Below are 18,012 nucleotides of genomic sequence, written 5' to 3'. Positions count from 1 at the left end.
CATCAGCGGACCACGTGAGCGTAAGGATCCATGGTCCCCGGCTCGCTGCAGAAATAACGCCGAAGCACGAGGTAATGATGCAACGGAAGCACGCGCGTGTGTTCCCTCATCGAGAGGCCCATCCGGCTGATCTCGGCGCCAGCGAACGGAGTCTTCGGGTAGAAGGCCACGATGCCCGAGAGCGACTCGTACTCGTCGAGCAAGCCCATCACGTGGCCGACCTCGTGCGCCACCACCGGCAGCGACCAGCCGCTGCGCATCGCCGAAAAATAGGGAGTACGGCCGCAGGTGGCCGACAGCGGCACGTCGAGATCGACGCGGAGCCCTCGCGCCCTCGCCTCGCTGGCCAGCACGAACTCGAAATCGTAAGTGATCGGCAGGCCGAACGCTGCGGCGTCACGATTCCAGTACCGCTCGGCTTCACGCGACCAGCGCGCGAGCAAGGCGGAGATCACCTCCGGTGTGGCGCGCGCCGCGAACTCCCCCGAGCCCGGACAAGCGTCGGTCGATCCCGACCGCGCGTACGGCGTCCCGCGGCACACCAGCATCGCCTCACGCGCCCCTGGTTCCTCCTGGAGCCCGCAGTCGGGAAGTTCCAGCCGCGAGGCCGATGGCGGCGTCACGGCGATGCGGACCTCGACCTCCCAGGCGCGCGCCCGACGGCGGATCAGGTAGCTCATCGGCCCCATGAACAGCCCGTAGTGCGGCATCATGCCCACGATGTGCCGCTCCCCCTCGGGCGCATCGCCGAGCAGCACCTCCCGCGCCGAAGGCCGGCACAGATGGGCATCCTTGCTCAACGTGTCGGCGAGGACCTCGCGGAAGGTGACGCGGCTGCGTGGCGGCAACGGCTCGCCCAGCGCCTCCAGCTCCGCCGCGATCTCGGTCAAGGGCGCGTCGCCGGGAAGCTCGGCGCGCGGCGTCGCAGCACCGCAGGAGGCCACGCCGATCCCGCAGGAGACCACCCCGGCGAGGAGGGCCAGCCCACCAGTTTTCCCTCGGACGACCAGAAGCACGCACCGCGTCAAAGCGCCCTCCCCGGGATGGAGAGCGTGCAGGACCCGGCCCAAGCTGGAAAGCCCCTGCCGTCGTCGACCGACGTGGCGTCCAGAACGGTGGTCAAGCAGGGGCCGAAGGTGCTTGAATCGGCGCGCTCGATGGAGCGCACGCCCGTGGGTGGAGGGCGCGACATCCGGTCCGCCCTGCGCAGCGCCGCTACGGCATGAGCGCGGGTCCGGTGAGAGAACACTCCTTGGAGGTATCGATGGCGACGAAGATGGGCAAGACGTTGGCGTTCACGGCGATCTCGGGCCTCGTGGCAGGGCTCGCCGCGTGTGGTGGTTCGGCTCCGCCGGCGGAGACGCCGGAGGCCCCCGCCGCCGCCGACGCGCCGGCTGCCGAGGGCGGCGAGAAGGCTGGCTGCAGCGGCGCCAAGGAAGGCGAGGAGAAGGCCGGCTGCAGCGGCGCCAAGGACGGCGAAAAGGGCGGCTGCAGCGCCAAGAACGGCTGCAGCGGCGCCAAGTGATCCAGCGGCCCGCCCCGACACCGGGGTGGGCCTCTCCATCGGGTCTCCTCGCGGGCGTCCCTGCCCGGTGGTAGCGATGCCTCCTTCCCCTCGCCCTCGGCTCGGCCTCCCCGATCTCGGGATCGGCGTCGGCTTGCGGCGCAAGCACCACGAGCACGTCCTCACGAACCGGCCCCAGGTCGACTGGTTCGAGATCATCAGCGAGAACTACATGGTCCCGGGGGGTCGCCCGATGGTGAACCTCGATCGGGTCCTCGCCTGCGACTACCGCCTCATCCAGCACGGCGTCTCGCTGTGCATCGGCGGCACCGAGCCCCTCGACCGCGACTACCTGCAGCGGCTCAAGACGCTGCTCCGCCGCACCGGCTCGCCCTGGGTCAGCGACCACCTCTGCTGGACCCGCGCCCACGGCGTGGACCTCCACGACCTCTTGCCCCTCCCCTACACCGAGGAGGTGATCCGGCACGTCGCCACCCGTGCGCGCGAGGTGCAGGACTTCCTCGAGGTGCCGCTCCTCCTCGAGAACGTCTCCAGCTACATGACCTACACCGCGAGCGAGATGACGGAGTGGGCCTTCGTCTCCGCCATCGTCGACGAGGCCGACTGCGGCCTCTTGCTCGACGTGAACAACATCTACGTCTCCAGCTACAACCACGGCTTCGATCCCGCCGAATACGTGGACGGGATCCCGGCGCACCGGGTCGCGCAGATGCACCTCGCCGGCCACACCAACTACGGCGAGTACATCATCGACACCCACAGCGCCGAGATCATCGATCCCGTCTGGGCGCTGTACCGCCGCGCGTGCGAACGCGTGGGCCCCGTCTCCACGCTTGTGGAGTGGGACGAGGACATCCCGACCTTCGACGCCCTTCTCGCCGAGGCGGAGAAAGCGCGCGCGATCCGCGACGAGGTGGAGCGTGGCCGAGCGACTTGAGGCCCTGCAGACCCTGCTCTCTCGAGCGTTCCGCAAGGACACGTCCGTCACCGACGACGACGCCCTCACCGCGCACCTCGCCGAGCACGTCGCCGGCAACAGCCGCCTCACACCGGCCGCGCAGGTCGACATCTACCGCCGCCAGTTCTGGCTCCGCCACCTCGGCTCGCTGCAAGAAGACTACCCTGGCCTGCGCGCCCTGCTCGGCGACGACGCCTTCGAGACGTTCTGCCGCGCCTACCTCGCCGCGCACCCACCGGCGAGCTTCACCCTGCGCGATCTCGGCGACGACATCGTCCCCTTTGCAGAGCTCTACCCCGACTTCCCCCCGGACCAGGAAGCCCTCTGCCGCGAGCTGTGCCGCTTCGAGCACGCCCACATCGATCTCTTCGACGGCGCCGAGCCACCGCCGCTCGACCCGGCGCGCCTGGGTGCGATGACCGAGGACGACTGGAGCACGGCCCGCGTCGTCCTCCACCCCCTCCTCCGCCGATTTCGCCTCACCTACCCGGTCCACACCCTCCGTGAAGCCGCACGCGCTGGACGGGAGCTCGCCGTCCCCGAGCCACGCGACGTCCACCTCCTTCTGTTCCGGCGAGACCTCCAGATCCGGCTGCAAGAGATCGACCCCCTCGCCTACCAGCTGCTCTCCGCCCTGGCCCGCGGCGTCGCGCTGATCCCCGCTTGCGAAGAGATCGCGGACCACGCCACCGAGGACGACGCCACGCGGCTGGGCGAGCACGTGCAGCGATGGTTCGCGCAGTGGGCCAGCGCGGGGCTCATCGTGGACATCACGCCGGCCCCCGACGCGCCCGACCACGACCCGGGAGGAACTCGGGGAGACGTGTACTAGACTCCCTGCGTGCCCACCGAAAAACCCGAGCCACGCGCCGCGTCCCTGGTCTTCCAGCGGACCCTCGAGTTCCGCACCTCCCGCCAGGGCTTGCTCGACGTGACGCGCGAAGTCGCCGCCGTCGTGGCCGAGTCCGGCGTGCGCCAGGGCATCTGCACCACCTTCCTCCAGCACACCTCGGCGAGCCTCGTGATCCAGGAGAACGCCGATCCCGCCGTGCTCCGCGACCTCGAGCGCTGGATGAGCAAGCTCGCTCCCGAGAGCGACGAGTACGAGCATGACGACGAAGGCCCCGACGACATGCCTGGACACCTCCGCAGCGCCGTCACCCGGACGAACGAGGTGATCCCCGTGACCGACGGTCGCCTCGCACTCGGACGCTGGCAGGCCCTCTACCTCTGGGAACACCGCAGCGCGCCGCACGTGCGCCGCCTCGTGGTCACCATCCTCGGCGCTGGATGATGGTATGCTCGCCCCCGCGACCAGGGACGAACGTGGGGAAGAAGGCACGGACGACGGAGACGACGGAACGAGGCCAGCGCAGCGGGCCGCATTCATGGGTGATCGCCCTCGGGACGGGACTGTTGATCGCACCGATCGTGCTCCTCTGCGCGTCGGTCGGCGCCTGCGATGGAGGGCACCGCTTCCCGGTGTGCCGCAGCAACGCGGACTGCGCGCAGCGGGACGGGGGCCCCATCTGCTTCAGCCTGCGCTGCGTGTCGTGTCAGTTCGACATCGACTGCCCGAGCGGCCAGGCGTGCAGCCCCTCGAACGAGTGCGTCGCCCTGTCGAACGCCCGAGGTGACGACGAGGACGCCGGCGCCGTACGCTGGGATCCGAGCAACTGGAAGGAATGCGCCGAAGCGTGCCTCGACGAGGCATGCCTCCAGGACTGTAGCGACAGGTTCAAAAAGTAGGCCCATGGGCGTCAACGACACACTCCGCGGCATCCTCGACACCGCCCGCATCACCGTCCCGACGCTGGTGGATGCGTCCCTCGGACGGCTCGGCGCCGAGCAGAGCGACACCCGCCTGCGCTGGTGGTCGCAGAAGCTCTTCCGCGACGCCGAGGTCGATCTCGTCGTGCGCGGCCGCGAGCACGCCGAGAGCGCAGGTCCCCTGCTCGTGATGTCGAACCACCAGAGCCTCTACGACATCCCTGCCCTCTACTGCTCGGTGCCCGGCCGCCTGCGGATGGTGGCGAAGCAGGAACTCTTCCGCGTTCCCCTGTGGGGCCCGGCGATGCGCGCCGCGGGCTTCATCGAGGTCGACCGTCAGAACCGCGAGCAAGCCGTGGCCAGCCTGCGCGCCAGCGTCTCCCACCTGAAGAACGGCACCTGCATCTGGATCGCTCCCGAAGGCACCCGGAGCAAGGACGGCCGGCTGGGCCGCTTCAAGAGCGGCGGCTTCCGGATGGCCCTGGAGACCGGAACGCCCATCCTGCCCGTGGCCATCGACGGAACGCGCCACGTCCTCCCAGCGAAGGGCTTCGTCGTGCAGCGCAAGCAGCGCGTCGTGGTGACCCTGTTGCCCCAGGTCGACCCGACCGTTTACGGCGTCGAGCGCCGCAAAGAGCTGATGCGTGACGTGCGGGCCGCCATCGCCGTTGCCCTCGGGCAAGATCCCACCGACGAGGCCCACGGAGTGTCCGGATAGGAAGAGGGCGAGAGGCCGACGCGCTTCCAGCGGCCGACCTCACGAGACGTGGCGCTCGGCCTCCAGGAATCCGTCGGCAGGCATGGCCGTCACCGCTCCATGCGCGATGACGGCCGCCTTCATCCCCTGAGCTGGCTCAAGGTGTGACGTAGCAGATGTCCAGCCGCGGGCGCTGGCCCACGTTCGGGTGCTCGCTGGAGCGGAAACCGTGCTTGCTCGCACCGCTCTCGCGCAAAAGGACGCCGTAGTTCAGACGGGTCCCGTCGACCCAGGTCTGGACCAGCGCCGTGAGATCGGCGACCTGAGGACCGGCGCTCCCAGCGGGCAAGACCAGCGCCGCTTCTGCGGTCGGCTCGAACGCATCCCCGAAGTTCGCGTAGGTGGCCGTGGCCTCCTCCCAGACGGAGGAAATCGGGTGGAGGGTCACCGTCCCGGCGCTGGCCGCGTATTCCGACGAAACCGTCAGGGCAGCGCTCTCGACCGTGGCATTCGACGGCACCTCACCCAGGTGGAAGGCGATGAGGCTGCGCTTCTCGCCCGAGCTGTTGAGCCCCGTGTAGAGGTACGTATACGCACCTGGTGCATAGCCCGGCTCGCCAACCGCAACGTAGGTGTCGAACACGTGGCCATTCGTGCCGCGCTGGAGCGTGAGGCAGACCGGATCGCACGCATTCCCGACGCCATCGTTGTCGTCGTCTCCCTGAGCCGGGTTCGCTGCGAGCGGGCAGTTGTCGCAAGCATCACCGAGGCCATCGCTGTCCGCGTCCTGCTGCGAGGCATTCGCGACGAGCGGGCAGTTGTCGTGGACGTCATCCACCCCATCGCCATCCACGTCGAGATCACAAGCGTCACCGATCCCGTCGCCATCGAGGTCGTCCTGCTCGGGATTCACCTCGGCGGGGCAGTTGTCGAGCGCATCGGGCACCCCGTCGTCGTCGTCGTCGAGGTCGCAGGCATCGCCGGCGCCATCGAGATCGAGGTCCTCCTGACCGGGGTTCGCCACGGCGACGCAGTTGTCGACGCCATCGGGAATGCCATCCCCGTCGATGTCGTCGTCGCAGGCATCGCCGAGCCCATCCCCATCGAGATCCGCCTGGTTCGGGTTGGCCACGAGCGGGCAGTTGTCCTCCCCGTTGCCGACGGCGTCCCCGTCGACATCATCGTCGCACACGTCCCCGATCCCATCCCCGTCGAGATCCGCCTGATCCGGGTTGGCCACGAGCGGACAGACGTCGGCACCGTTGGGGATGCCGTCGCCATCGATGTCGTCGTCGCAGACGTCCCCGATCCCATCCCCATCGATGTCGGACTGGTCGGCATTGGCCACCGTGGGGCAGTTGTCGCCCGGGTCGTCGATGCCGTCGCCATCGGTATCGGTCACGCAAGCATCGCCGAGACCGTCACCATTGCTGTCGCTCTGGTCGGGATTGGGCATCCCGGGGCAGTTGTCGACGTCGTTGGGGATGCCGTCGCCATCGAGGTCGTCGTCACAGGCATCGCCGAGCCCGTCCCCATCGATGTCCGACTGGCTCGGGTCGACGACGAGCGGGCACAGGTCGAGGTCATTGGGAATGCCGTCGCCATCGATGTCGTCGTCACAGGCATCGCCGAGGCCATCCCCATCGATGTCGGACTGGTCGGCATTGGCCACCGTGGGGCAGTTGTCGAGGTGGTCGACCACGCCATCGGCGTCGGCATCCGCCGGCGTCATGAGCGCGAAGATCGAGAAGCTCTCCGTCATGCCGCAGATCTGGTTCAGATCGGGCCTGAAGCGCTCCAGCGCGTCGGGGTGATTCGGCGGGACGCTCCCCGGAGCGCAGGGCTCATTGCCGGGGAAGCAGATCTCGAGGCCCCCCCACATGTCTTCCCACTCGTAGACCGTTGGATCGGTGGGCGACTTCGTCCAGTGAAATGGCCTGAGATCCCTCGCCTGTTCATCCGAGTAGACACTCTCGTCATAAGTGAAGCAGATCTTGGTGGTGAGAAGGGGAGACTCCACGCTCCGCATGATGTCGAAGTAGACGCCTTCCAGATCCTGGCCGACCCGCGCGAGCTTCCATCCGAGCGGCGGCGTGGGCCCCACCGGGATTCTCGTGGCGGTGATGTGGAACCCGTCCGGGATGTCGGACTGAAATTCGACGAGTACATTCGACGGCGTGGGATTGGGCGGGTTACCACCACCAGCGAACGCCTCGAAAGGATCGAATGAACCGCCACAAACCGCACCCTCGGGAGGCGACCCCTGGCACTCTGCCAGACTGCCCACATACCTCGGTGCATTCAGCGTCAGCGTGAACGGAGGGAACTCGGCGTATGATCCTGTCGAGCTTCCCTCACGACGCACGTACGCACGTGGATAGACCTGATACGTACCCGGGACGCCGACCACGCGGACCATGGGGAACTGGGATTCTCCTCCCGCACCATAGCCGTAGAGATAGCGATAACTCCCCTGAGCACCATGGTACCTGGCATTGATGCTGGGGCTGCTGATGAGCCACGGAGGGCTGTTGGCGCCATCCTCGGCCACATCGAAGACGACCAGCGTCTCCGAGGTGATGAGCGAGAGATTCTGATCCGGTGGGCTCACATTGCTCGTCAACGAGAAATCTGCGACCGAATTATCCCGGACGTCGAACTGCGCCTGGAGAGACTTCGATGGATCATTCACATCGTACTGGTAGAACGACGCCTGATAGTCGGAGAGCTTCCAGGTCCCTTCCGTCAATGCAAGATCGAAATCTCCACTCGGCACGGCCACGCTGTCCTGACCATACCCGCGGCCACTCGGCAAGGCCATGGCGCGCACGGTTCCGGACGACAGCGTGCTTCGCATGCCACGCAGATTCATCTTGCCACGCAGATGCACCAGCTGGCCGCCATAGTCGGGCATCGTCGTCACATTGCCGGCCGTGACATTGACCGGATACACATTCTCTGGCGCATGCACGAGCATGCCGAATGGATCATTGAAATACGTATACGCCTGAAGGCTGTAAAGCCCCGGCAGCAGCGGCTCGAACTCATAATGGTTTCCATTGAAAATGGTCCGGCTCATGCCGACGCCCGTGCTGGGCTCATAGAGGTAAATGTAGTGGTAGCGCACGGAGGGAGAGCCCCCGATGACGGGGTTGATCAGGTTGATGTCCCCCTCGACCGATCCAGAGGTCAACGCCGCGAGATCGATGGTCCAGTTGGCCGTGGTCTGTCCTGCCAGCATGTCGAGCTGCTGCAGATCGACGGGCACTGACAGCGTGGCGCCGTCGAGCCTGGTGACGTCGATGATGGCATCCACGCCGACCTGGTTGCTGCGCACCATGGGCAGGGAGTAGGTCGACGTATTGTAGACGTACTTGCTGTTGTAATGCGATTCGCTGGGCACCTGCGTCGACCCACTGGCCCAGACGTAGATCCGGTTCACGGTTCCACCCCCGGTCACCGTGACGCTTCCTTGAATGCTCGCCACGTCACGAACGATGTCGTATTGCGCGGACTGTCCCACGGGAACATGGGTCGTCGCATTGCCGCTGGAATTCAGCTGCAGCTGGGATGTGGAGACGCCGTCATTCACATCGACGTAGGCAATCACCCGATAATTGCGATCGCCTTCGACGACCAGAGAATAGGTCGTGCCCGCGAACGACGTACTGGCATAGGTGCCATCGGTGGCGTACCCCTGGATGGTCCCCCCCGTGACGGTGATTCCAGGCGGAAACACGATGCTTCCCGTCAACGTCCCGGGGTTCAGGACGACGACGGGCGCGTCGGCCAGCGAGGTGTTGGTGGTGAGCCCTGCTGCCGTCAGCAGCAGAGCGCTCGTCCAGATGTACGACGAGCGTCGTCGCGCACGCATGATGAAGCCTTTCCGCGTCGAGCTCAGTGCAGTCAGGCGGAGGCTCGACGCCATCGACGAGGAGATCGAACGAAAAACCGCAGAGTCCACGTTAAGGTGACCCCGGGCACGATCAAGTGGTTTGTGTGTGTCCGCATGCCGGAATGCGGTCAGGGCTTCATCTGGGGCCCAGATGGTGCCAGCAGGTGCGAGTCCTACCGGTACGGGACAGGCGCGATGATGGGCGTGTTCGTCGATGACGAGGCCCCGATCGCCTCGCCATCGGGTCGAGCTGCTGCACAGAACATGGGCTGGTGAACACGGAGACAGGCAGCAGGCCCGCCCACCGAGAACTGCATGTCTGGATGCTGGCCGACATCTCCTTGACTCGACCTGTTCGCCCGGCTCCTATGCGCCCATGGAGCACCCTGCTTCTCCGTCGTGCAGCCACGGACGTGCCGCTCTCGGGCCCGCGCTGCTCACGGCATTCGGGTTGGTGGCAACCCTTGCTGGATGTGGACGAGGAGAGGAGGCGCCCGAGGATCTCTTGCGCCACCGGTATGCGCACGTAGCGCCCCGGATCCTCGCCCCCGACGTGCCCTTCGCGAGCACGCCTCAGGGGTTCGCACTCGTCGCGTCGACGACGAGCGCCGAGGGCATGCAGGTCCCCTTCGCCGGAGGCGTGCAGGTCGCCTTGCCGCGCCGCACGGCGGAACCCATCCGGATCCAGGCACGCAAGCCGAGCCTGGCCCTCGAAGAAGGGACGCTCGAACAGGACGACGCCTTCGAGGTGCGGGTCCACGAGATCGGACTGACGGGTGAAGGCACCTTGCACGGCGGCGCCGTCGTCTATGCACGGGAGGGGGGTCGTTCGTTCTGGACCAGCGTGCCGGAAGGCATCGAAGAGTGGCTCCTCTTGAAGCCCGAGGCGACGCGCGCAGAGGCCCCCTCGGTGCTGTGGGCGGTCGACGGCGGCAGGCCGGAAGAGCGCGGCGATTCGATCGTCATCCTGGACGACCACGGGCAGGTCCGCCTGCGCGTGACGGCGCCCGAAGCGTGGACGGCGAGTGGCCACGCGATCCCCGTGCGCCTCTCGGTGGAGGACACCCGGATCGCCCTGTGGGTGGACGGCCGAGGAGAAGAGGTCCTCGTCGACCCCCAGTGGACGGCGGGCGGCAGCCTGAGCGCGCGCTATTACCACACGGCAACGCGGCTGGAGGGTGGCCACGTGCTCGTGACGGGAGGCAGCGTCGGCGCCACCTACCTCAGCACCGGGCAGCGCTACGATCCTCTCGCCAACGTCTGGCTCGATGCCGGTGACATGCTCGATGGCTCGGGGTTCACCGCTCGACGCAGACAGCACACCGCCACCCGGCTAGACGACGGGCGCGTGCTCACCGCGGGGGGATTCAACATCAGCGCGCAGAGCACCGCGGCACTCTACAACCCCGTCACGAACACCTGGGTCTCCGCCGGCAGCTTGCTCCAGAGCCGCTACAACCACACCGCGACGCTGCTGCCCGACGGGCGGGTGCTCGTGGTGGGCGGTCAATCGACGGCCACCACCTATCTCCCATCGGTCGAGATCTTCGATCCGGCGGCCAATGGTGGAAGCGGCGGGTGGGTGACCAACCCAGCGCCACAGCCCATGCCGGCGCCGCGCGCCCACCACACGGCAACGCTCTTGCCCTCGAGCGGCAGGGTCCTGATCGCAGGAGGGCTCAACGCGGGCGGCGTCCTCGACACCAGCCTGCTCTACGATCCCGGCGCCAACCAGTGGGTCCAGACGGCCGAAGCGCTCAGCCCGCCGCGCCGGAACCACACCGCCGTCCTGCTCGTCCCCACCGACGACGTGCTGGTGATCGGCGGCCTCACCCCCACCGTCACCAGCACCGCCCAGTTCTACGAGGCCGCAACCCAGAGCTGGCGCGACGTCGACACGATGGCCGTACCGCGCGTCTACCACTCCGCGACACTTCTCGACGGCCAGGTGATCGTCGTCGGTGGGGACACCACCGCCGGCTCGGGCGTGACCACCGACTCGGTCGAAACCTTCCAGTGGCCCCCTGGAAATCCGAGCGCAGGCGGGTGGACCCTGCTCCAGCCCTTCCCCTCCGTCCCGCGGCAGGATCACACGGCGACGCTGCTCGACGACGGCCGCATCCTGCTGGCCGCGGGGCGCACGGGCAGCACCGTTCTCGGCAGCACGGCGCTCTACAGCATGGGCTGCACGGGCTGCGGGTGCACCACGAACAGCGACTGTGACACGGGACTCTGCGTGGACGCGGTCTGCTGCGCGACGACCTGCGACGCCCCCTGCCGCGCGTGCAACGTGCCCGGAAACCTCGGCACCTGTTCGATCGCGAGCGTCGGGCAGCAAGACACCTGCGCAGCGGGTCAGGTGTGCAGCGCATCCGGCGCGTGTTCGAGCGGCCTCGGGGGACCGTGCATGACGGGCACCGACTGCGAGAGCGGCTTCTGCGCCGATGGCGTCTGCTGCTCCAGCGCGTGCGATGGTGTCTGCCAGTCGTGCAACGCCCCGGGAAATGAGGGCACCTGCCTCCCCACCCCCGCCGGAGTCCAGGACACGTGCGCTCCCGGCGAAGTCTGCAACGGAGCGGGGTCGTGCAGGAAAACGGATGGCCAGGCATGCTCCACCGCGATCGAGTGCCTGAGCGGCTTCTGCGCCGACGGCGTCTGCTGCAACACGGCCTGCGGTGGCGGGTCGCCGACGGACTGCCAGGCGTGCAGCATGGCGACCGGCGCACCGATCGAGGGCGTCTGCACGATCCTGGACTCGAGCGTCACCTGCCGCCCCTCCCAGGGCGAGTGCGATCCCGCCGAAGTGTGCAACGGCGCGCAACCCCTGTGCCCGACGAACGTGACCGCGCCCGACGGCAGCGCGTGCGCCGGAGGCACCTGCACGAACGGCACCTGCGTCACGGGCTCGAAGGGCCCCGGGGAAGCCTGCGCTGGCCCTGCCGAGTGCTCGAGCGGCTTCTGCACCGACGGCGTGTGCTGCCAGACCGCCTGCGACGCCGCCTGCCAGGCCTGCAACCTCTCTGGCAACGGAACGTGCATGCCCGCCGCAGCAGGTGAACAGGATCTGTGCGGCCCGGGTCGCGTCTGCAACGCCACGGGCACCTGCACGAAGGGCCCTGGTGAGGCTTGCGCGACCGCAGCCGAGTGCACCAGCGGGTTCTGCACCGATGGCGTCTGCTGCACCTCGGCCTGCGGGAACGCCTGCCAGGCGTGCAACGTGCCCGGCAGCATCGGCATCTGCGCCCCTACCGCAGCGGGCCAGCAGGATCTCTGCCCCCTCGGAAGCGTGTGCGACAACCTCGGCGCCTGCAAAAAGTCCCTGGGACAGCCCTGCCAGACGGCGCTCGACTGCGGGAGCGGCTTCTGCTCCGACAACGTCTGCTGCGACGGCGCCTGCTCGACCTCGTGCGTGGCATGCTCCACCGCGAAGAAGGGCGGCGGCCAGAACGGCCTCTGCGGCCCCGTGGCGGTGGGAACCGACCCCGACGACGACTGCGCCGTGGAAATCGCCACCTGCGGCAACACCGGCGCATGCAACGGAAGCGGCGCCTGCCAGAAACGCCAGGCGGGGACCCCTTGCTCCCCCGCCTCGTGCAACGGCCCGGAAATCCTGAACCCGGTGGACACCTGCGACGGCCAAGGCCAGTGCGTCGACACTGCGCCCCAGGACTGCGGCGCCTACCGATGCGTCGGCCAGGCCTGCCTGTCGCAGTGCTTCGTCGACCAGGAGTGCTTGACGAGGGCGTACTGCAGCGGTGGCACCTGCAGCCTCAAGCTGCCCGTCGGACAGCCTTGCACCATGAACAAGGCCTGCCTGAGCGACGCCTGCCTCTCGCGCGTGTGCAGCAACGACACCGACGGGGATGGGATCCCCGACGAGCAGGACAACTGCCCCAGCGTCCCGAACACCAGCCAGGTGAACACCGACGCGAACCTGCCCGGCGGTGATGCAGACGGAGACGCTTGCGACGACGACGACGACGCCGACGGTGTCCTCGACGCCGTCGACAACTGCCCGACCATCCCCAACCCCGGACAGGAGAGCGCAGGCCCAGGCAGACCGGGCTACGCCTGCCTGTGCAACGATCCTCCGAAGCCCGATGGTGCGCCCTGCGACGACGGCAACGGATGCACGCTGAACGACACTTGCCAGGCAAACGTGTGCCGACCAGGGCCGCAGGTGGAGTGCCCGCAGCCCGAACAGGCCGAGTGCAAGCAGCGCGCATGCGAACCAGCGACCGGCTCCTGCGTCCTGCTCCACCGGCTCGACGGAGCGCCCTGCCCGGAAGGCATCTGCATCGCCGGCGGATGCCTCGACGAGAACCGGTGGACCCCTGGCAGCGGCGGCGCCGGAGTCGGCGGGGAAGCCGGGTCCGGAGGCTCGGGCGGCATGGGCGGCCACGCGGGCGACGGGCCGGGCGGCTCGGCAAATTCGAGTGGCTCGACCTCGGCATCCAGCGGCGCGGGCGAAAGCCCCCTCCGCCTCTACGGCAACGGCTGCACCCTCACCGAAGGACGCAAGGCCCCCGCCACCGGCGCCTGGCTCTTGCTCGGACTGACCCTTGCCGCCTGGACCCGGAGACGCACGCAACCGGACGGCGCGAGGCCCGCACGCCCCCGCTGAGACGCACCGCCACGGCAGCAGGCGCCTCAGCCGCCGAACTGCCGGATCTTCGCGAAGTGGACCGCATCCTCGCCGGCCGGGAAGTGAATCTGGCCCGTGGCATCGTTCGCTGCGGCCCAGACCGCCGCGGCGACGTCGGTCTCCTTCGTCGTCATCTTCGGGCTGCCGAACTCCGCGAAGATCGGGCCTGCGAAGCCCTGGTAGGCCGCCGGGATCAGATCCAGCGGGTTGATCGAGGTGTTCTGCGTGAACCGGGTGGTCGGCGCGTAGCCCGGCTCGACGATCTTCGTCCTGACGTCGAAGTAAGCGAGCTCCAGGGCCAGGGCCTCGGTGAACCCCTCGATCGCCTGCTTGCTGGCCTTGTACGGCGCAGCGAGCGGGAACGGCGCCAGCGTCACGCTCGACGTCACGTTGATGATGACGCCCGAGCGACGCTCCCGCATCTGCGGGATCACGGCCTGGCACATGGCCATCACCCCGAAGGTGTTGGTGTCGAACACCTTCCGGATGTGCGCCATCGGGGTGGCTTCGAACGCGCCGACCACACCGATGCCGGCATTGTTCACGAGGACGTCGATCGGACCGGCCGCCTCGATGCAGGCGCGGATGCTGTCGTCGCTGGTGACGTCGAGCGGCAGGATCCGCAGCTTCTCCGAGCGCGGCAGAACCTCCGGGTTCGGCTTGCGCATCGTGGCGACGACGTTCCAGCCGTTGGCCAGGAAGTGACGAGCGATCTCGAGGCCATAACCAGAGGACGCGCCGGTGATCAGAATCGTTTTCATTGAGACCTCCATGTGCTTCGGATGGTCATTAGATAGGCCCAATCGTCAGGACTATCCATAATCAGGCGTCCTGGATTATTGCTCAACCGTCCAAGCCACGAGGTGCCGCGCGGGACGACCTCGCCGCCTCGAAGCGGCATGCGGCGGTGTCAGCGCCGCATCCAAGAGCCTGCACCGTGTCGTTTCGACCGAGCACCCCCCTTTGCGCGGGGAGGACGAGGTGTCAGCGCCGCATCCAAGATGCCTGCGCCGTGTGGTCTCGACCGAGCGCCCCCTTTGCCGGGGGACGAGGTGTCAGCCTGCGCCCCATGGCTGGCCAGCCGCGATTGGCGCGGCTCTCGAACCATGCGACCTGACCAGGCATGGTGTGGGATTGATGCTGACGACGTCGCAAGTACACCCGGTGGATGCCGTCCTCCTCGACATGGACGGGACGATCTTGAACTCGATCAAGTCGGCTGAGCGCATCTGGAGCGCATGGGCCCTGCGGCACGGCCTCGACGTCGACGCCTTCCTGCCGACGATCCACGGCGTTCAGACGGTCGAAACCATCCGGAGGCTCGGTCTGCCCAGCGTCGATCCGCACGCCGAGGCCGCCGCGATCACACAAGCAGAGATCGACGATGTCGAGGGCATCGAGGCGATCGCAGGCGTCGCCGAGTTTCTCGGCGCGCTGGCCGAAGGGAGCTGGGGGATCGTGACCTCGGCGCCGCGGGCCCTCGCCTTGCGGCGCATCGAAGCAGCCGGCCTGCCCACGCCACCCCTGCTGATCGCTGCCGAGGACGTGGCGCATGGAAAGCCCGCTCCGGACTGCTTTCACCTGGCCGCAGCGCGCCTCGGGACGACCGCGGACAGGTGCCTCGTCGTCGAGGACTCGCGCGCGGGGATCGTGGCAGCAGAGCGCGCCGGCGCGACCATCCTGGTCATCACCTCGACCCACCCCACCCCGATGGCGGTCGAGCATCCAGCCATCGTGGATTACCGCGACCTCGTCCTGGAGACGACGCCGGACGGCTCACTCCACATTCGCCACGCGCAAGGAGGCGGCGATCGACCAGCGCGTCTGTCCTGCATCGTGAAAGCGGGCCGCCCCTCCGAGACCAGCCGCCCGCGTCTCTAGCAGGGGCCATTTCGTGTCCCCGCTCATCCCCCCGTGGGCTCTTCGGGAAAGCACTGCGCCACGATCTCGAGGAGCGCCTGGGTGTGTTCGGTCCAGGCGCTCAGCGGTCCCGTGAAGGCAGGCGTGAGTTCGAAGTAGCGCTCCGTGCACTGCATGCTTTGCTCGGCGATCCACTCGCTCTGCGCCTGCGGAGCGGTGAGCCATGGCAGGAGCGCAAACCGCTCCAGGCGCTTCTCCTCGCGGCAGGTGTCCAGCGCGGAGCGGAGCGCCGGCCACAGCGCATGTCGGGTCGGAGAGTCCAAGCTCGCCCAGATCGAACGCCAGATCCGTACGCGCTCGTCGGCCCTGGGTTGCTCGGTGGCCAGCTCGGCGAACGCGGCGCCCAACCCTCGTTCGAGCACACGCTCCGCGACCCACGGGTAGCCAACGACACCTGGATCGAGGGCGAGTGCGGCGCGCAGCTCTTCCCGCGTCCGCGCCATGCCCAGCGCTCGCCACACCGGGCTCTCGAACTCGTCGGGGCCTCCTCGCCAGTCCACCTGCTCGGGAGCCTTCAGGGTGAGGTAACGACCATTGAGAGTGCGCAAGAGGCGGGCCGAGCCACGCGCGAGGATGGACGCGCGGAAGGCATCGAGATCTGCGAGATCCGAGATCAAGCTCAGCGGGTGGCAAAGCAACCAGATGGCGTGCTCGGTTTCGGCACGTGCTGATTCGTCAGGAGCCGACGCGAGCTGCTCCCCCACCCACGAGAACAGCGCCGCGCGCTCATGCGCCACACAGGCGTGGTGCCGCAGTGGGATGGCATCGACCAGGAGCTGGGCGAGCCGTTGCTGGTGGTCCTCTCGTCCGCGGAGGGCATCCCGCCGATGTCGAAACACCCGCAGCGACAGTGGCTCGGGGAGCCGCCCCAGCGGCAGCATCCGTCGAGATCCCTCCGAGAAGCGGTCGATGTGGCGCTCGGCCTCCTCCAGCGGAAGCGCCGACAGGAACGACGGCGCAAAGACCGACGTCGCGATCTCGTCGTGCCGGAGATCCATGAGCCGCTGTGCCAGCGCTGTCGCCTGCTCGGGTGGCACGGACGCCAGCAGCTCGGCCCACACCGCGATGGGCGGGCGATGCACAGCGTCGAGGTGTGCCACACAGGCGGTCCACAGCGAAGGGACGGCGGCCGCGACCTCGGGTACGAGCTCGTGCGCCTCGTGGAGGCGCGCGACGTGCAGTGCCGCCTCCCCTGCACGGAGGCGAAGCAGCGCGTCGCACCCGGCGCTGCACTGCAAGAGCGCGCGCACCAGCGGCGCCGGTTTCGAGAGCCGGCAGCGGCGCAAGAGGTGCTGGAGGTACGCGCGCTGCTCGGCCGTCGAGTACACCTCTTCCCAGCCGGAGAACTCGCACAGCGGCGGGAACATCTCGGGATGACGCAGCGCGTGCTCACAGAGCTTCGCCGCAAGGTGGCTCCGCTGCGGCTCTTCAGCCGCTCGCAAGAGCGCGATCAGCGCACCGCCGAGGTCCCACCCGCTCAGGGGCTGCGGGGGCGAGAGCGTGAGCGCCCACACGCGCGCGAGCGCCTGGTGACACCGCTCCGGCCCCAGGTATGCGGCCGCCTTGCCGATCGCGATCACCCGCCACACCAGCCTGACGCTGGCGGCGCGATCGTTCGCGCCATCGTCCGGCGAAGCCGCTGCAACGAACAGGTCGAACAGGCGCGCGGCGGCGGCGCGCGCGGTCGTGGGATCTCCGCTCTCCACCTCCTTGCGCAAGTGCTCGACCGTGCCCGGAGCGGCGCGATCGCCAGCGAGGTGCTCCCCGGCGCGCGCCAGCCACGCCCGCGCTTCTTCAGGCTGATTCGCAGCAAAGAGCGCCTCGGCGAGCTTCGCGCGCAGATCGGGTTCTCCGGGCTCTCGCTGCAGCGCCGCGTCGTCCATGGCTTCGAGCCCGGCGCTGGCGCGCGCGAGGAGCGCGTGCCGCTCTTCCCCCTCGAGCACCCTGGCCGCAGCGAGGAGGATCTCGATCCGCTCTTCGACCTCATCGGGGTCGAGAGCATCGACCCCCTCCTCGCCATCGAGCGCTTCGACCAGGCTCCGCACGGCGTCACGCACACGCTCCCGATGCACGGCAGGCGCCGCGACGAACAGGGGCCCGACCTGGTCGAGCCGCTGCCCATCGAGATCGGGCGCCAAGGCCCACGCCACCGCGTCATCCCAGCGCCCCTCTGCCACCAGCCGTGCCACCAGCTCCGGCACCGGATACGCCCGGGGGTGGGTGATGTCGGCGGTGAGCAGCAGCTCGTCGAGCGCGTGCGCCTCGAGCAGCGGCAACACGGCGCGTACACTCGTACGGTGCGTGAAAGGATCACGCACATGCGCCAGCTCGGCGAGGATCACCCTCGAGGGCCAGATCTCGAGCCGCAACGCCGCAGCGAGGACCGAAGGCCGAAGGCCCTCTTGCGCGCAGGTGAGCAGCCAGGCGAGCGCCGAGCATTTCATCTGCCGCCCCACGAGCGCTGGCGACCACGCGCGTTCCACCTGCGCATTCAGATGCGACCAGTCGACGAGCAGCTCGCGCAAGAAGCCTGCGCGTCCTTCGGGGTGCTCGTGCCAGCTCATGGTGCAGACGGGTGTCGATGCAACGGTGGTCGAGTCCA

At 68.3% G+C, this 18,012-nt stretch carries 12 protein-coding genes; 8 read left to right on the top strand and 4 right to left on the bottom strand.

All coding sequences use genetic code 11. The annotated features are described in order from the left end of the window. Positions 1-2 precede the first annotated feature (2 nt). Positions 3-1,016, bottom strand: a complete 1,014-nt coding sequence (locus tag CMC5_RS20555; protein ID WP_245678543.1) for a hypothetical protein — start codon at positions 1,014-1,016, stop codon at positions 3-5. A 248-nt stretch (positions 1,017-1,264) separates the two neighbouring features. On the opposite strand from CMC5_RS20555, the gene CMC5_RS20545 reads away from it, so the two are divergent. The 6 genes from CMC5_RS20545 to CMC5_RS20520 all read left to right on the top strand — a co-directional run bounded on the left by CMC5_RS20545 (position 1,265) and on the right by CMC5_RS20520 (position 4,971). Continuing rightward, positions 1,265-1,525 carry a hypothetical protein gene (locus CMC5_RS20545; RefSeq protein ID WP_156338744.1) on the top strand — a complete coding sequence of 87 codons (261 nt, stop codon included), beginning with the start codon at positions 1,265-1,267 and terminating at the stop codon, positions 1,523-1,525. Between the two features lie 76 nt (positions 1,526-1,601). Then, on the top strand, positions 1,602-2,462 hold the full coding sequence (bufB, locus tag CMC5_RS20540) for an MNIO family bufferin maturase (RefSeq protein WP_050432007.1): 861 nt from the start codon (positions 1,602-1,604) through the stop codon (positions 2,460-2,462). Beyond that, a complete protein-coding gene (locus CMC5_RS20535; RefSeq protein WP_050432006.1) occupies positions 2,446-3,315 on the top strand; it encodes an HvfC/BufC N-terminal domain-containing protein in 870 nt (289 codons plus the stop codon). The genes bufB and CMC5_RS20535 overlap by 17 nt, the downstream gene beginning before the upstream one ends. 9 nt (positions 3,316-3,324) lie before the next feature. After that, on the top strand, positions 3,325-3,777 hold the full coding sequence (locus tag CMC5_RS20530; protein WP_082362651.1) for a secondary thiamine-phosphate synthase enzyme YjbQ: 453 nt from the start codon (positions 3,325-3,327) through the stop codon (positions 3,775-3,777). A 32-nt stretch (positions 3,778-3,809) separates the two neighbouring features. Continuing rightward, positions 3,810-4,232, top strand: coding sequence for a hypothetical protein (locus CMC5_RS20525; RefSeq protein ID WP_050432005.1), 423 nt, complete (start codon positions 3,810-3,812; stop codon positions 4,230-4,232). Positions 4,233-4,236: 4 nt separating this feature from the next. Further along, a complete protein-coding gene (locus CMC5_RS20520) occupies positions 4,237-4,971 on the top strand; it encodes a lysophospholipid acyltransferase family protein (protein ID WP_050432004.1) in 735 nt (244 codons plus the stop codon). A gap of 136 nt (positions 4,972-5,107) precedes the next feature. Here CMC5_RS20520 and CMC5_RS48965 read toward each other — a convergent pair whose 3' ends face one another. Then, entirely contained in the window at positions 5,108-8,878 is a 3,771-nt protein-coding gene (locus CMC5_RS48965; RefSeq protein WP_050432003.1) for a thrombospondin type 3 repeat-containing protein, read from the bottom strand. Between the two features lie 472 nt (positions 8,879-9,350). Between CMC5_RS48965 and CMC5_RS20510 the strand changes: the two genes are divergently transcribed. Continuing rightward, entirely contained in the window at positions 9,351-13,469 is a 4,119-nt protein-coding gene (locus CMC5_RS20510) for a Kelch repeat-containing protein (protein WP_050432002.1), read from the top strand. Between the two features lie 26 nt (positions 13,470-13,495). On the opposite strand, the gene CMC5_RS20505 is transcribed toward CMC5_RS20510, so the two are convergent. Next, entirely contained in the window at positions 13,496-14,251 is a 756-nt protein-coding gene (locus CMC5_RS20505) for an SDR family oxidoreductase (RefSeq protein ID WP_050432001.1), read from the bottom strand. A gap of 376 nt (positions 14,252-14,627) precedes the next feature. On the opposite strand from CMC5_RS20505, the gene CMC5_RS20500 reads away from it, so the two are divergent. Beyond that, positions 14,628-15,371, top strand: a complete 744-nt coding sequence (locus tag CMC5_RS20500; RefSeq protein ID WP_082362649.1) for an HAD-IA family hydrolase — start codon at positions 14,628-14,630, stop codon at positions 15,369-15,371. Between the two features lie 23 nt (positions 15,372-15,394). Here the strand turns inward: CMC5_RS20500 and CMC5_RS20495 are convergent, their stop codons facing one another. Continuing rightward, positions 15,395-17,974 (bottom strand): tetratricopeptide repeat protein, encoded by a 2,580-nt coding sequence (locus CMC5_RS20495; RefSeq protein WP_050432000.1) that lies wholly within the window; start codon positions 17,972-17,974, stop codon positions 15,395-15,397. Positions 17,975-18,012 lie beyond the last annotated feature (38 nt).

This window comes from Chondromyces crocatus, assembly GCF_001189295.1.
GTDB classification, from domain to species: domain Bacteria; phylum Myxococcota_A; class Polyangia; order Polyangiales; family Polyangiaceae; genus Chondromyces; species Chondromyces crocatus.
The sequence above is the reverse complement of the archived record's forward strand: the minus strand, read 5'-3'. Positions and strand labels throughout refer to the sequence as shown.